The 15,190-nt window shown below is 55.4% G+C and carries 13 protein-coding genes and 1 tRNA gene; 3 read left to right on the top strand and 11 right to left on the bottom strand.

The window, feature by feature from the left end; translation table 11 throughout:
* Positions 1–2: 2 nt before the first annotated feature.
* The 5 genes from ACR0DJ_RS16875 to ACR0DJ_RS16855 form a co-directional block, all read right to left on the bottom strand.
* Positions 3–869, bottom strand: a complete 867-nt coding sequence (locus ACR0DJ_RS16875; protein ID WP_170347570.1) for a polyprenyl synthetase family protein — start codon at positions 867–869, stop codon at positions 3–5.
* Complete coding sequence (locus ACR0DJ_RS16870; protein ID WP_170347569.1) at positions 870–1,112, bottom strand: exodeoxyribonuclease VII small subunit; 243 nt, start codon at positions 1,110–1,112, stop codon at positions 870–872.
* On the bottom strand, positions 1,109–2,035 hold the full coding sequence (locus ACR0DJ_RS16865) for a histone deacetylase family protein (protein ID WP_480685747.1): 927 nt from the start codon (positions 2,033–2,035) through the stop codon (positions 1,109–1,111). The genes ACR0DJ_RS16870 and ACR0DJ_RS16865 overlap by 4 nt, the downstream gene beginning before the upstream one ends.
* 70 nt (positions 2,036–2,105) lie before the next feature.
* Positions 2,106–2,807 (bottom strand): response regulator, encoded by a 702-nt coding sequence (locus tag ACR0DJ_RS16860; protein ID WP_170347567.1) that lies wholly within the window; start codon positions 2,805–2,807, stop codon positions 2,106–2,108.
* A complete protein-coding gene (locus tag ACR0DJ_RS16855; protein ID WP_170347566.1) occupies positions 2,804–3,316 on the bottom strand; it encodes a MarR family winged helix-turn-helix transcriptional regulator in 513 nt (170 codons plus the stop codon). The genes ACR0DJ_RS16860 and ACR0DJ_RS16855 overlap by 4 nt, the downstream gene beginning before the upstream one ends.
* A gap of 161 nt (positions 3,317–3,477) precedes the next feature.
* Here ACR0DJ_RS16855 and ACR0DJ_RS16850 point away from each other — a divergent pair, with 161 nt between their 5' ends.
* From ACR0DJ_RS16850 to ACR0DJ_RS16840, 3 genes are all read left to right on the top strand, one after another.
* A complete protein-coding gene (locus tag ACR0DJ_RS16850; protein ID WP_480685745.1) occupies positions 3,478–4,344 on the top strand; it encodes a branched-chain amino acid aminotransferase in 867 nt (288 codons plus the stop codon).
* Positions 4,345–4,451: 107 nt separating this feature from the next.
* Positions 4,452–5,402 (top strand): AraC family transcriptional regulator, encoded by a 951-nt coding sequence (locus ACR0DJ_RS16845; RefSeq protein WP_257599624.1) that lies wholly within the window; start codon positions 4,452–4,454, stop codon positions 5,400–5,402.
* Between the two features lie 111 nt (positions 5,403–5,513).
* Positions 5,514–5,879, top strand: coding sequence for an SPW repeat domain-containing protein (locus ACR0DJ_RS16840; RefSeq protein WP_171726878.1), 366 nt, complete (start codon positions 5,514–5,516; stop codon positions 5,877–5,879).
* Between the two features lie 257 nt (positions 5,880–6,136).
* On the opposite strand, the gene ACR0DJ_RS16835 is transcribed toward ACR0DJ_RS16840, so the two are convergent.
* From ACR0DJ_RS16835 to ACR0DJ_RS16810, 6 genes are all read right to left on the bottom strand, one after another.
* Positions 6,137–7,438, bottom strand: coding sequence for an adenylate/guanylate cyclase domain-containing protein (locus ACR0DJ_RS16835; RefSeq protein WP_425079883.1), 1,302 nt, complete (start codon positions 7,436–7,438; stop codon positions 6,137–6,139).
* Positions 7,439–7,616: 178 nt separating this feature from the next.
* Entirely contained in the window at positions 7,617–8,807 is a 1,191-nt protein-coding gene (locus tag ACR0DJ_RS16830) for an acyl-CoA dehydratase activase-related protein (protein WP_480685742.1), read from the bottom strand.
* Positions 8,758–10,893 (bottom strand): BadF/BadG/BcrA/BcrD ATPase family protein, encoded by a 2,136-nt coding sequence (locus tag ACR0DJ_RS16825; RefSeq protein ID WP_480685741.1) that lies wholly within the window; start codon positions 10,891–10,893, stop codon positions 8,758–8,760. Before ACR0DJ_RS16825 ends, ACR0DJ_RS16830 begins: the two co-directional genes overlap by 50 nt.
* Positions 10,890–12,401, bottom strand: coding sequence for a hypothetical protein (locus ACR0DJ_RS16820; protein ID WP_480685740.1), 1,512 nt, complete (start codon positions 12,399–12,401; stop codon positions 10,890–10,892). The genes ACR0DJ_RS16825 and ACR0DJ_RS16820 overlap by 4 nt, the downstream gene beginning before the upstream one ends.
* Positions 12,402–12,553: 152 nt before the next feature.
* Entirely contained in the window at positions 12,554–14,224 is a 1,671-nt protein-coding gene (locus tag ACR0DJ_RS16815) for an amidohydrolase family protein (protein ID WP_480685739.1), read from the bottom strand.
* A gap of 873 nt (positions 14,225–15,097) precedes the next feature.
* Positions 15,098–15,174 (bottom strand) — tRNA-Met (locus ACR0DJ_RS16810).
* Positions 15,175–15,190 lie beyond the last annotated feature (16 nt).

Raw genomic sequence — 15,190 nt, 5'->3', positions numbered from 1 at the left:
GCTTAGCTGTCCCGGGCAATAACGAAGCGGGCGGCTTCCTTCAAGGTTTCCGCCCTCGGGCCAAACCCGTCCAAAGCGGCGCAGGCCTGATCCACCAGCTCACTTGCGCGGGCTTTGGCAGCAGGCAGACCCAAAAGCGAAACAAAAGTGGCTTTCCCTGCCTCGGTATCCTTTTGCAATCGCTTGCCCGCCTTTTGGGCATCGCCTTCGATATCAAGGATGTCATCAGCAATCTGAAAAGCAAGACCCATCGCCCGGGCATATCGGCGCAACGGGTCAGGATCGGATCGGGCCATAACGGCGCCAACGCAGGCAGACCATTCGATCAGGGCGCCTGTCTTGCCGGCCTGAAGACGCGTGATTTCGTCCAGCGACAGCGGTTCGGCGGCCGTTTCCGCCGCAATGTCCAACGCCTGTCCCAGCACCATACCTTGTGCACCGCTGGCTTTGGCAAGGGTCAGGGCAAGGTCTGCGCGAATGTCTGCGGCCCCAACCTGCGAGCAGGTGCAAAGTTCAAAAGCAAGCGTCTGAAGGGCATCTCCGGCCAGAACAGCCGTGCCTTCATCCCACTCTACGTGAACGGTGGGCCGCCCGCGGCGCAGGTCATCGTCATCCATGCAGGGCAGGTCGTCATGCACAAGGGAATAAGCGTGCAGCGCCTCTATGGCGGTGGCCGGCCAGATCGCCCGGTCTTCTTCAACATCATGCAGTCGGGCACTTTCCAATGCCAGAAACCCGCGCAGCCGCTTTCCGCCTCGGGTGGCATATGCCATGGCCCGGGTGACATCCACGTCTGCAAAAGCGCCAAAAACCAAATCAAAATGGCTTTGAATGCTGGCAGCATCCTGCGCAAGTCTTTCGGGGAACATTCACATACCTTCGACAGGCGTCGTACCGGTCGGCTGCCCACTGGCGTCCAGAGTGATCGCTGCGACTTTTTCTTCCGCGCGCTTCAACTCGTCCTCGCACCGCTTTTTCAGCGCCGCGCCGCGCTCGTACAGCGCAATTGATTGATCCAGCGCAACGTCGCCACGTTCCAGCTGGCCGACTACGGCTTCAAGTTCTTTCATCGCCTGTTCGAATGTCATCTGGTCTACGGGGATCTCGGTCATCGGGCTGCCTTTATCAATTCTTCCACATGGGCGCGTGTGGCCTGGGCCAGTGCGTTCAGATCATACCCGCCTTCCAGAGTCGAGACGATACGACCGCCGCAAACCTCGTCGGCAATTCTGCACAGCTCTGCGGTGATCCAGGCAAAATCATCAGTAGCCCAGTTCAGATTGGCAAGCGGGTCGTCCTGATGGGCATCGAACCCGGCGGAAATGATAATCAGTTCCGGCCTGAAGGCCCGCAAGCGCGGAAAGGCCTTTGTTTCATAGGCGGCACGCATCTCGGCGCCGCCACTGCCGGGCGCCAGTGGAATGTTGAGCACCGTATCATGAACACCCGTTTCCTCGGGCCGGCCCGATCCGGGCCACAAAGGCATCTGCTGGCTGGTTATCACCAAGGCCCGTGCTTCATCCCACAACAGGTTCTGGGTTCCATTGCCATGATGGACGTCGAAATCGACCACGGCCACGCGTTTCAAACCGTGATGGTCCAGCGCATGTTTCGCCGCCAATGCTGCATTTCCAAACAGGCAGAAGCCCATGGCCGTTTCGGATTCCGCATGATGCCCCGGCGGGCGAATGGCACAGAACGCGTTCGAGGCTTCACCGCTCAAAACCAGATCAACGGCCCGCACCACCGCACCCGCCGCGCGGTAAGCTGCGTCCACCGATCCCGGAGACAGGAACGTATCCCCGTCGATCTGTGCGAACCCGTCCGCAGGGCGCGCGGCCCGAATGTCGCGAACATAGCTCTCGGGGTGAATGCGCAGAAGATCGTCATCCGCAGCCATCGGAGCCGTCACCCGCTTCAGCTCCAGCGCTTCCAATGCATGCAGAATATGCTCCAACCGCGCCACCCGCTCCGGGTGCCCGTCAGGTGTCACATGGCCCAGACAATCGGCGTGGGTCAAAAGGGCGGTTGTCATTGGGATCCCATCTTCATCTGGCTACAAATATCCTCGCCGAAGGCCAAAAAAAACGCCGCGCAGCGGCATCTCAATCCGGCGCAAGCATATACCCCGCGCCCCGCACAGTCTGCAAATAGCGTGGCTGCTTGGGGTCCTGTTCGATTTTGCGCCGAAGGCGCGTGATCTGTACATCCACCGCGCGCTCCTGCGCCTGACCCTTGTCGCGCCCCAAATCCTCGACCAGCTTGGCGCGGCTGATCGGCTCTCCGGGCTGGGCCGAGAATATCTTCATCAACTGGCTTTCGGTTGCGGTCAGACGGACCGGGTCTTCGCCCTGCCACATCTCACCGCGTTCAATGTCATAGCGGATGGGCCCGAGATACAGGATCTTCGCCGTGGTTTCTTCTGCCGGTGTTTCCGGCATCCGACGCAGGATCGCATTGATCCGCAACAGCAGCTCTTTCGGCTCGAACGGTTTTGCCAGGTAATCATCCGCCCCGGCCTCGAGGCCCGCGATCCGGTGTTCCGTCTCACCCTTTGCGGTCAGCAGCAGTATCGGTGTCGTATGCGTTTCCCGCAAAGCACGGGTCAGACTGACACCATCCTCGCCCGGCATCATCACATCCATGACGATCATGTCGAAATCCAACCCCGACAATACGCGCCGCGCGTGGGCTGCATCCCGTGCCGCCGTAACCAGAAACCCATTGCGCATCAGAAACTTCTTGAGCAGATCGCGAATGCGCTCGTCATCATCGACAATCAGAAGATGGGCATCCATTTCGCTCATGAGGTCGTATCCCGAAGTTTCGTATAGGCATGACGCATATCAGCATCCATCATTGCTTCAAGCACTTTGCGAAAACCAGCCACGGCTTCGGGACCGGCATCCTTATAGGCGGCGCGCATTCTGGCCCGCTGAGCATCCGACAACGTGGTTTCCAGCGACTGCCCCTTTTCTGTCAGAAATAGGTGGCGTTCACGTTTGTCCACTGTTCCCACGCGACTTTCCACCAAACCATCCTCGATCAAGGTTCGCAAAACCCTGTTCAGAGACTGTTTTGTTACGCCAAGAATGGCCAACAAGTTGTTGACAGTCGTGCCCGGCGCGCGGTTGATGAAGTGGATTGCCCGGTGGTGAGCGCGGCCATAGGCCATCTCCGCAAGGATGCGGTCGGGATCAGCGGTAAAGCCGCGATAGGCGAAGAACATGGCCTCGATCCCCTGCCGCAATTGCTCATCGGTCAAAAACAAAAGGCTCTCGCCCCCATAACGCGGGGCCGGGCGGATGTCGGACATATCATGCCTCATTCGTTACTACCGGGCCGAGTTTATGTCAGCGTTATTGACATTCCAAGAGGAGAGCGGTATCGAATCGCAGTTTTTGCGCAATATTGTATCCGTATCGGACCTAAATCGCGCAATAATCGAAAAATTCAACCCGGTTCAGGAGGTTTCGCATGGCGGGGTATGATGATCGTGATGGCACCATTTGGATGGATGGCAAACTGGTGCCCTGGCGTGAGGCCAACGTGCACATTCTGACCCACGCAATGCACTATGCGTCATCGGTATTCGAAGGCGAGCGCGCATATAACGGCAAGATCTTCAAAAGCCGCGACCATTCCCGGCGCCTGATCGCCTCGGCCGAGGCGCTGGACATGCCGATGCCTTATTCGGTTGATGAAATCGAAGCCGCCAAGGAAGAAGCGCTGAAAGCCAGCGGTTTGCAGGACGCGTATGTGCGGGCGCTGGTCTGGCGTGGCTCGGGCGAGGATATGGGCGTCGCCTCGGCCCGCAATCCGGTACGCATGGCCATCGCGGTCTGGCCCTGGGGTGCCTATTATGGCGATGCCAAGATGCAGGGTGCCAAGCTGGACATTGCCGAGTGGAAACGCCCCAGCCCGGAAACCATCCCCGTCCATGCCAAGGCAGCGGGCCTTTACATGATCTGCACCATTTCCAAGCACAAGGCCGAAACCAAAGGATGCTCGGACGCTTTGTTCATGGACTGGCGCGGATACGTGGCCGAGGCCACTGGCGCGAACGTATTTTTCGTCAAGGATGGCGAGGTGCATACCCCGCTGGCAGACTGCTTCCTGAACGGCATCACCCGCCAGACGGTGATCCAGATGCTGAAAGACAAGGGCATCACCGTGCATGAACGCCGCATCAAGCCCGAAGAAATGGCTGACTTCGAACAGTGTTGGCTAACCGGCACCGCGGCCGAGGTCACGCCTGTCGGGCAGATCGGCGAATACACATTCGAGGTCGGCGACCTGACCCGCCAAATCGCCGAGGACTACGAGAAACTGGTGCGCTCGTAAGCTTTTGCCCCCGCTTTGTCGGGGGCTTTTTGTTGCCAAACGTGCAATTTATCGTGCAATCCGTTCGGCCATCTGGACGGATTGCACAGATTGCGTATCTTCAGCACATGTTGGACCTTCTCAGCGATATTCTCACCCGCCTTTCCCTGCGCGGCACATTTTATTTCCGCACGTCGTTCACGCCGCCCTTCGGAATTCAGGTGCCAGGGTTCGAAAACGTGGCCCGGTTTCATTTTGTGCAGCGTGGTGAGCTCAAGGTTCATGTCTCGACCACGGGGGAAACCCTGCGGTTGAGGCAGGGGGATCTGATCCTGATACCCCACGGGGCACCGCACGCATTGCTCTGTGCCGAGGTCAAGCCGTTGGATGCACTGCCCCTGGAGCAGGTGCTGGAGCGTGCGGGCTACACGGGCGAGGGCGTTTTGGTCTATGGCGGTGATGACGAGGAACGGGATACGCAGCTGATCTGCGGTCACTTCTCTTTTACCGGCCCGGCCGGCCGAAACGGCACCGGGCATATGCTGATCGACCGCCTGCCGCCCTATATCCTGATCGAGAATTATGGCGAAGAGGCGGGATCGTGGATGGAATCCACCCTGCGCATGATCGGCTCTGAAGTTTCAGGCGCGAGGATCGGTGGCGACCTGATCGCGCTGAAACTGTCCGAGGTCCTGTTTGCACAGGCGATCCGGGCCTATCTGGAACGTCAGAGCCCGCAGGATTCCGCGTTGGCAGGATTTGCTGATCAGCGCATCTCGCGGGCGTTGACCGCGTTCCACCAGGCCCCGGCCAATGACTGGAGCGTTGCGTCATTGGCACGTGTGGCGGGTATGTCGCGCACTGCCTTCGCTCAGCTTTTTGCTGAAAAGATGGGCACAACGCCGATGCAGTACCTTACGGATTGGCGGATGCAGATCGCATGCCATGGTCTGACCGAGGCACGATGGAACGTGGCAGATGCAGCCGCCGAGGTCGGGTATGCCTCCGAGGCAGCTTTCTCGCGTGTGTTCAAGAAACAGGTTGGGCTATCGCCGGCTGCGTACCGGGCGATGCATTGATCCTCCACGTTTTCTGAACGATCTGCATGGTATCATAGACGATCAGAAATTCAGCGTTCAACTTCGGCACCTTACCTTCCCTTTATCAATGATTGAAAAAAGGAAGATCTCATGTCCCTGCGTTTCGTTACCCGCTCTGTCCATGCTTACCTCGACTACCCTGTTGCCATTGCCCTCATGACGTTGCCGTTCCTGTTGGGATTGGGTCAGTCAAACCCACTGGCCCTGTGGTTGTCGGTTGTCACCGGTGTTGCTGCGTTTGTTCTGACGGTTCTGACCGATCATCATCTTGGGATTTGGCGGGTCCTTCCTTACAAGTTTCATCTGGCCGTAGACTTGATCGTCGGGATCACCTTCCTGTTTGCACCCAGCGTTCTGGGGTTCTCAGGACTGGATGCGGTGTTTTACTGGCTGAACGGTGCGGCTGTGGTGCTTGTCATCTCGCTCAGCGCGCCCGAGCAGGAAGTCACCGCCTGAAACCGCTGACCACGGTTGTCCCAGTTTCACTGTAAAGCACCAAGGTCCGAGCCGCCGGGTTCTTCAGCCGGCGGCTCGTTTTTGAAAATGTGGCCTGGCTTCGAGCGCGTGCTCTCACTGTCGCAACGGGCCATCCGGCTGCGGGCCGCAAGTGCCCCCGTGTGATCCGTTGTTTCAACTGACCCAGATTCGCCCCCTTCCGGTCGCTGAATGAACCCGCACTGACCTCGGGACGTTTCACCGAGAAGATGAGGTTTTCAACCTTTGATAAACTGCTCGGACGCGCGTGAAATCGCAGGTTCGTCGTGGACTTTCCCCAACCAATAGGGTTGGATTTCGCCATATCCCTTGATGTTGATAACCTCTCGTCTGTCACAGTCCACATGTTCGGCTATCTCATCTCTTACCTCGGGTGAGATTTGAACGCGCCCCGGCTCTCCGGAGCTTTCCATTCTTGAGGCGATGTTGACTGTATCACCCCAAACGTCAAAAAACGGTTTGTCGCCGCCGATTACACCTGCGATCACCGGACCTTTGTGAATTCCGACCCGCAGGGACACCTTTGGATGCAGTTTGTCTGACACCCGCTCGACCGTCGCAATCATATCAATCGCCAACGCTGCCATGCGAACCGAATCCGGTTGCCGTTCCTTGACAGAGGGGTCCAGACCACCTGCAACCATATAGCTGTCTCCGATGGTTTTGATTTTCTCCAGCTTGTAGCTCAGAACCAGTTCATCGAATGCCGAAAATACGGAGCCCAGCAATTTGACCGTCGCTCTGGCCCCATTGGCGGCCGCGAATTCAGAAAATCCAGACAAATCAGAAAACAGAATTGTAGCGTCATCAATTCTTTCAGCAATTAGCCTGTCCGGGTGCGCTTTGATGCGCTTGGCAATACGTGAAGGCAAAAGAACATTTATCAGCCGCTCGGAAACAGCGAACTCCTTTTCCAACGCTTCTTCGTATCGATCTATTGCGGCGTTTGCAGAATAGGACGTGAAAAAAAGCGCCGAGACGATTCCCAAAATCAGCACGATGAAAATAACATCTTGAGGGTGCCTAACAAATCCGTCTTGATATGATTGCGTAACAATATCCCAAATCGTTTCGCCGGGCGGTATGTGCAAAGGAACGACAAGCGATATGTAAATAAACAAAGCTGCGCTGAGGATCGTTATCAAAGTGATCCAACGCCAATATGCGGCCCCCAGAAAATAAAAAAGCAAGGGCGGGCCGACAAGCAAGACCAGGTGATCTTCACCGTTTTTGCCGACGCTGATGTCATGAGCCAGGAACAGGAACAACCATACTGTAAAATAAGCGACTTTGACCTCAAGGCCGAAGCGATCCAGCGTCATCGTCAACAGCGCCGCGAAGCCAAGCCCAAAGTTCACCCATGCAAGATATCTCCAGTCTGGTCCAAGTTGGAACTGGTAGAAGGCTGTGAAACCAAACCCAAGCGACGCAATAAAGGCTGCAACGTTAACAACCTGCATCTTTCGTCTTATTTTTCCATCGTCGATGGGTTTTTCAGAGTCCACAATGTGTTCAAGCAAAGCATCGCCCCCGCGCCAGCTCTATGCAAAATATCCCTCAAATCTGCTTCTTAGTCGATAAGCCCCAGGTTGTTTGTTCAGAAGTCTCTTTCGCGTCACGGCGCCAACACAGGCTGAACCGCTTTTGGCCTCGTGCCCGCAAACGGGTGCCGTACTGCCTTGAAAGCCGACCGATGGATCAAGTTGGCAACAGCAATTCAGGTGGTGCAGTTTTCAGGGCCTCCAGTTTGCTTTGAATGATATTCGGCGATTTCTGTTCCAGATAGTAAGCAATGGTTTCCACGCGAATTCGAACAGAGCCGGCGGGTTTCGTCTCATCGAGATCCTGAAACACGAAGAAAAGCGTTCCAAGCGCTTCGATGATTTCCTGGACTGGCGAATAAGTCGGCTGATCCATTCCGCATTCATAGCTGGAAAACCGGATCGAACAGGTTATCCATGGCATAATGGATCCATAGCGGGCGGCCCACAGAAGTTCATTCGTGTTTGCGCTGTGGGATGTTTTCCAAATATCCGAAATGTCAAAAGGGCTTTGAATTCGGCCGGCTTTGATCAGATCGCCGTACAACCAGTCCAGTATCTCTGCGTCCAATGGCAGATATTGACCCCAGAGGATCGGATAACCAAAGGCCTGCAACTCGCTTTCAATGGCGTGGCCAATTCCGGTGTCCATGTGGTACGGGCGACCCAAGGCCAGGATGCAAGGTCGATTTTGCGTGGCGCATTCGGACAGTACCGCCAGACTTTGCCGCCGCAGACTCTGATCGAACTCTTGAAGGGCATCGTAAGCCGTGGCAACAGCCGCGCGCAGTTCAGTCATGCGCAAGTCGGTGATTACGCCCTTCAGGGCATCGTACAACTGCCGGGTCGCAATTTGTGGGTCTGCCAAGGATACGGCCGGCGAAAGATAGTGTACGCCCATTTCCTTGAACACGTCCTTTTCCCGCCGAAAGCCGGCCCGAGTACTTTCGGGGCCGGCAATGACGCGCGGGCAGGCCATGTTTTCCCGGACATGACCCCGCAAAAAGGATGGGACAGTCAGGATTATGGGAACGAACAGGATATCAATGGGGCGCTTTTGCCCGTTCAGCAATTCGCCATAATGGCCAGACATGCATTTGACAGGATAGCAGCAGTCAACAGCACCGCGCCCTTTTCCGAATTTCAGCTGCTGTGCTTCTGATGTGTCCGACGAATAGACGATACTGCGGCGATTGATTCCCAGTTCAACGAACAACGTCGTCCAAAACCTGTGCGTCGACCACTGGTTCAGGACCCGAGGGATACCGATCCGAAAATCCCGCTTGGGCGGTTTGGACTTAGCGAAAGGCGCCTTCGCGAACGCTTTCTGCAATATTTGGATTGGCATTCGCTTCCTCGTCGATTTGCTTTTTTCGCGCTTTCATCTCGGCTGCGTCTTCAATCAATCCTTTCGAGCAGGAATTGCCGGTAATCACCCGCTCCCACCCTTCCGCCAGAGGAACCTTGCTGTTTGCCCGGCCGCGACCGTCGGGAATCTGAACATCCACAAAGGCCCGGCTACAGTTCATCGCACACCACTTGCAGGTGGTTTTGCTGTTGGTAGTGCTGACATATTCCAATTCTTCGACGCGGTCGTGCCCAACGAACCGGGACTTTTGCCCGGTGTTCACGTGTTCAAGCGCAAGAAGGGCGGCGCCCAACGCGCCAGCCTCGCCAGCATGAGGGTGCACGGTAATTTCCGCGTCAGGAATTTTGCCCCTGATGAAATCGATCTGGGCTTTGACGACTGCCAGGTTTCGATGTGTCCCTCCTTGCAGGACGAACTTCCTGCCGATGGCTTTGAGGTTCTGAAACTGCCCGGCATAGACCCAAACGTTCAGAGGCAGGACCGCGGCAAGGCTTGCCATAATCTCTTCTGCCGCCCACCCTTTGCGTTGCTGGTTCACGATGTCGGACTGAAGGAACACGCCGCACCCCATCATCAGTTTCGGCATCCGCTTGGCGCTGAAGGCTTTTTCGGCATAGTCCTCAAGCCGGACATCATAGCGTTCGGCAACGCCTTGAAGAAACGCCCCGTTGCCGGAAGAGCATTGGGAATTGAGCCGAAAATCGACGACCGCTTTCTGCCGCAACAGCATGATTTTGACATCGGTCCCACCAACGTCGCATATCGCGTCTGCGTCGGGATGTATGTGCATGGCAGCCGCCGCATGTGCGACCGTCTCGACCACCGGAACGTCCGCCCCCAAAATATCCTTCAGCAGATCTTTCCCATACCCCGTCAGCCCAAGAGCGCCGATATTCTCGATCCCTGCATCACGCAACTTGCGGAAAACGGACTTGGCATCTTCGATCGGGTTTCCCTGACTGTGCTGATAGACCGAAGCCTTGATTTCCGCGTCGCGGTCCAACGCCACCGCCTTGACCGTGGTGCTGCCGAAATCGCACCCGACATAAAATGTCTCGGCCGCAACAGGCTGGGGCATCTGGATCACGGGTTGCGTAAAATCCTTCAGGAACCGGACGAGTTCACCGTTCCGGGCCAAGGCCTCTTGCCCGGTTTTGGCCTTTTCACCGTGCTGGCCTGTTTCAACCCACCACTTCAGGCCATCCGTGCCGGAATAGGCCCCGGATACGTTTTGTTCCCGGCGAGAAATCTCGACGCAGCCGAGGCTCGCATAGTACAAGGCGTCGCCGGGGACCAGGATAGCATCAGTGACGCTCTGTCCTGTTTCCAATACGACATTGCGCTCGTCCCACAGCGCGGCCAAATGGCTTGCCCATGCCTGCTGAAGACCTTGAAAGAACATGTTCGGTCCGCCCAGCAAAAGCACTGATGGTGTGGGGGTGTTGCCTTTTGTCAAAGTCGCCAGGTTCTGCCGCACGACTGCGTCAAACAAGCTTGCGATGATTTCGGTCTTGGGAACTCCGGCCTTGACCAGACTGTTTGCGTCAGTCTCAGCAAAGATCCCACATTTGGCACTGATCCGATGAAGAGTTTGACCATCGAATGGCAGAGTGGTCAGTTCGTCCGGAGAAATATTCAGCTTTCGTGCTGACTTTTCGATAAAGGTGCCCGTACCGCCACTGCACGCTGATTGCATATAGACCTGCTTGGCCTTGCCTGCGGAGGTTGGCGTGAAGAACAACGTCTTCATGTCTTCCCCGCCAATTTCAGACACGAAATGCACATCCGGATGCAACGCTTCGACTGCGGCTGCGACGGCGACAACTTCCTGGATTTGCCGCGCGTTCACATGATCTGCCAGTGTCCCAGCCCCGGATCCCGTAAACGTGACGACATCGCGACCGGCGGTCAGGCCGGCCTCCAGCTCCATTTGCGACAACAGTTCAAGGGTTTTCTCGGCCTGGCGTGTTTTGTGACGACCATAGGCTTTCCAGATGACTTCGCCATCTTCTACCACGACGCCTTTAACAGTTGTCGATCCGATATCTATCCCCGCGTATTTCACAACGTGGCATTTCCCAGCTCAAGCACGACATTGGATGCGGTGCCCACGGCGCCACGATGGGGAACTTTCCAAAACGGCGTGTTGACCTTGGGATGCTCTTTGGCGCGCTTTCTGGCCTCGTCCGCAGTCAACCCGGCAGCGGCAAGAGCAGATTCAAATTCCTCCTGCGCGCGGATCTTGGCGTCTGCCAGCACCATCTGGCACCGCGACAAAGCGTGTACGTCACTGTCCCCTTTTACCTCGATTGGGGCATACAGCATATCGGGATACCGGCCCTGTACGGCCGCCATTGCGCCGATGCTCATTGTGTTGGGAAGGCATCCATAGGGCGACAGCTCGCAAATCATATGTGCTTTTCGCTGGGTATGCGCCCAGATCGCCTTGGCGATCAGCAAATCACCCTCACCCCCGTTGATCATGTTGTCAAAAAACGGAGCCGCCAATTTGCCCAGCTTGTCCTGATCGGGCATCGGACGCGGAACACTCCCCAGCATCCGGCGCATCTGATCGTATTTGAACCTGAAAAAGCGCTGCCCAAGTTTCAGCAGAACATAATTCTGACGCGCTTTTTCTTTTATCCCGAAACCCAGCTTCAGCTTTTGTCCGCCATACCGCATCAGGTAGTCGAACCATACGACCATCGGTGCCGGCTGAACTTCGGCGCCTTCGCCTTCAAGCCATTTGTGCATATTGTAGTTCTGCACCCCTTCGGCGGTGGCCAGATAGAACTCGCCGGTGATCTTGACCATGGGCTTGACCCTCAATCGATCAAGCTGGATGTCTTCAAAGTGGTCGCGTGCACGCCTCATGGCCTTCAGAAAGCGTCTGGTCGTCGAATGCCACAGGACCGATCCCCATTTCGGCATTTGCTTCGGCCTACTCAACATGGCGTCGTATATCTCGGAAACCGCCTTCTGCGCCGCCTGGTTGGTCGCGCCTTGCTCTAGCTCATAGGGCCGCAGCTGGTATTCCAGATCCTGAATGGCATCCGCTGCCATCATGCCCAAGGCCGTGCTCAGCAGCAGGTGAATATCAGTCTGCAAACCGGCGTCTTTGCCTTTCGACTGATCGATTTCATGCTGCTGAACCAGAAACATCCTGAACGCCTCGAGCCCCAGATTCTTCAGCGCAAGCTCATAGCTTTGGTGATATTGACCGAAACGGCAGGCCCCGCAGGCCCCGGCGGTCACATAAACATATTTTTCGGCCACTTCGTCAGCACCGATAGCCTCGGCTTCGTTTCTGAGAAAACTCGACAAGTTGCCCGTTGTGAAGGCGGTGGGGCAGCACTGTCCGACATCCGCCAGTTCACGTCCCAGGTACAAGTCTTCAACTGTCACATCAGGCAGGCGCTGCGCATTGTAACCCGCACTTTTGAACAGGCCTTCCAGCAGTTTTTCGGCGCGCCATGTGACCCCACCAAACAACAAGGTGACATCCTTGCGCTGATCCGCAGTAAAAGGACGAGGTTCGTAAGCCCTATAGGACTCTTCCAAAATACGACTCATAAAAATACCCCCCAACCAACATAACATGTATTTACAATGCACAATATAATATTCCTGAATCGCCCCCTGCACCGGGAATCCGCTTGAAACAGGGCCATCGGAAATTCAGGTTGTCTTGGGCGCCGGTCAGGCAATCTCAGCCTGAAAACCCATCAAATACCCAAGAATTTTTTTGCATTCCCTTCAAAAAAGTTAGGTGCACAAGGACTGATCTGTGGATCGCTGAAGAACTTGTCAAATTCGATCAGGTATTCACGGGTTCTGCCGACCATCAGGGGCATCGCCCAATCCGTTCCAAAACACACTTTGTCCCGAAAATGGTGCGGTGCGCCTTGGGTTCTCTTGTCCACTAGTACTGATTTTAATCGCTGAAATATCTTTGGTTTGAGCTTTGTGTCCAGAATTCCCAAAATATGACCCAAGCCAAGATAGACATTGTCGAATTCCTCAACCAAGCGAATAGCACGATAGGCAAATGTTTGCTTGAAATGGGTGTTATCTGCTGCCCAACCCATCCAATCTACTTCTTTTGCGCCGCCACCATGAGCCAGGAACAACCAAAGGTTCCGGGCATTGTGGGTCTCCATCGAGTGCTTCCATAACTCTGGATCGGAATAGACGCCGTATCCTTTCTCCACCTCAAATCCCATCGGGTTGCAATGGGCAAACAAACGCAGGTTGTGGCTGGAGAAATGGCGAATGATGTCACCCATCTTGGCCTGTGCCATCGGGTAGGGCGCAGGGTTCTGCGCTTTTTCTTTGTACTTGTCCAGACTTCGCCCAGGGGCGACCGGGGTCTGGTAGCCGCGCATATCGATCGGCCGGATCCCCAAGGGCGGATAGATTTTGTATCCCGTTATCCCTAGTGCAACGCCTGAATCGACAATCTGTTTCCAGTTCCCGCCTCGAAACGGGTCAACTGCCCCAAAATTGATCAATTCATTCGGGTTCTCAGCTGCGAGTGACTGCATCCGGTCCATTTGTTCGGTGAAGTCAAAATACGGCGGTAGGAATCCGGGCATCCAAAATTCCTTGAGCTTGTCGAAGGCACGGCGCATATCCAGCAGGATACCCACGAAAAGGCTGGCTTCCGGGTCGCTCGGCTGACCATTCTTCTTGAAATCCCTCTTGAGCGCTTTGAACCGGTTTCGCTCGGACAAGGTCATGATGACAAAGAATTCAAGAAACTGAAAGATAATGCCGATTTGACCGATTGGAATGTCGACGGCACGAAAGCCGGCATCAGATCCAGGTTTGTACACCTCACCCGACGGCAAGTGTGCAGCTTCATGAAAGAAATCGCTTTCTACCGCTTTTTGACCAGCGACCCGGAAGGCCTCGGCCAGAAACCGATCCAGCAAATCAGCGTCCGTGCCACTGTCGGCAAAGACGGACCTTTCAGAAATTCTGTCGCCGCCCACAAGCTGGACACCTATCGGGAGGTCGCCGGCCCGTGAATAGTTGATATCATGGTCAATATCGTTCAGGGCTCGGATCAGCTCCTCTATGTCCTTCCAATCCTGGTGGCTGGGGTTGGGTGTCGATTGATACTCTCTGATCTTCTCACGAACGGGAAGTGCAATGGCCCGCATAAGCCGGTCCACATCGTGATCGAGCAGCGCGTTGATCAAATCGTCCTGGTCAGGTTCTTCCGTCGCGGGTCTGCTGAAGTCACTCATGCGGGTCAAACGAAGCGCCAGAAAGGCCAACCCAAGCGAAAACAAATACAGTGAAGTGAACGAGTAGAAGATACTGTGCAACGGCAGATATCGCGCCGTGAACAGGTGGGTGTGCATGTCAATAAAGGTGTTTTTTTCAGTCATATTTATGGCTCCACGAAATCAATTTCGGCCGGAAATTCTGTGTTTTCGTATGACTTTGCCGTCAAAAACCGGAAATGGCTTTTGGCTTTAATCTGCTGAGTTTAAGGTTTTTCGAATAAATTTGCAAATTTCGGGACCGGCAAACCGCCTCGCCAAATTCGAATTGAGCAGGGCTTTTTGCTGTCAAACGATGTGAGATGTCAGCAGAGTTTTCAACACCGAAAGCCGAATGGAACTAAACCCGTCACCTGGATTGCGGTTGCCACTCATTGGAAAGGTCCGAACAGCAATTGACACTTCGATACCAGATAATGGGCCAGCATTCGCTGAGGTGAAGCTCGGCGCTGATTTTCGATCAGTTGCCGCGCCCGGCCCCGCGATTTTCGGCGGTTTTGATCTGGTCTTGGTTGCTGCTTTTCTGTTTTCAATTTCACACGTCTTTTTTCGTTGATAAAGGAGTTCTATAAATCATGACTTGTAAGACGTTGCCCCATGCGGGATCGCTTTCCTGCGCTGACGGAAGACAGTAACAGCTTTCACTTGCTAGCGCGAAAGCAATCGCAGTTGGGTTGCCGAATTAGAGCAGGCCTGTCTAAGACAAAACAGGCGCAATCCATACGCCCTGTGATGGTCTATTTGGGCTCTGATCCGACACTCGCGGTTTTAGCTGACGGTGCTGACAGCACTGACGGTGGACGCGCGTTAGTTTTCTTTGTTTGGTAAGGTTCGGCGTCAGCGACTGTCGGTGTCGCTACGTTGAGGTATTTGAAGTTTGCCCCACAGCGTAGCACCGTTGTAGCACCGAGGCCAAACGTCCCAAACGCCAAGAGCGCCCTTTGGGGCGCTAAGAGTTTGATATTTGGTTGTATTTTTTGGTTGCGGGAGTAGGATTTGAACCTACGACCTTCAGGTTATGAGCCTGACGAGCTACCGGGCTGCTCCATCCCGCGACACTTTGGTGGTCTA

This window comes from Ruegeria sp. BF10, assembly GCF_056538725.1.
This window is presented reverse-complemented; position numbering and strand designations above follow the sequence as displayed.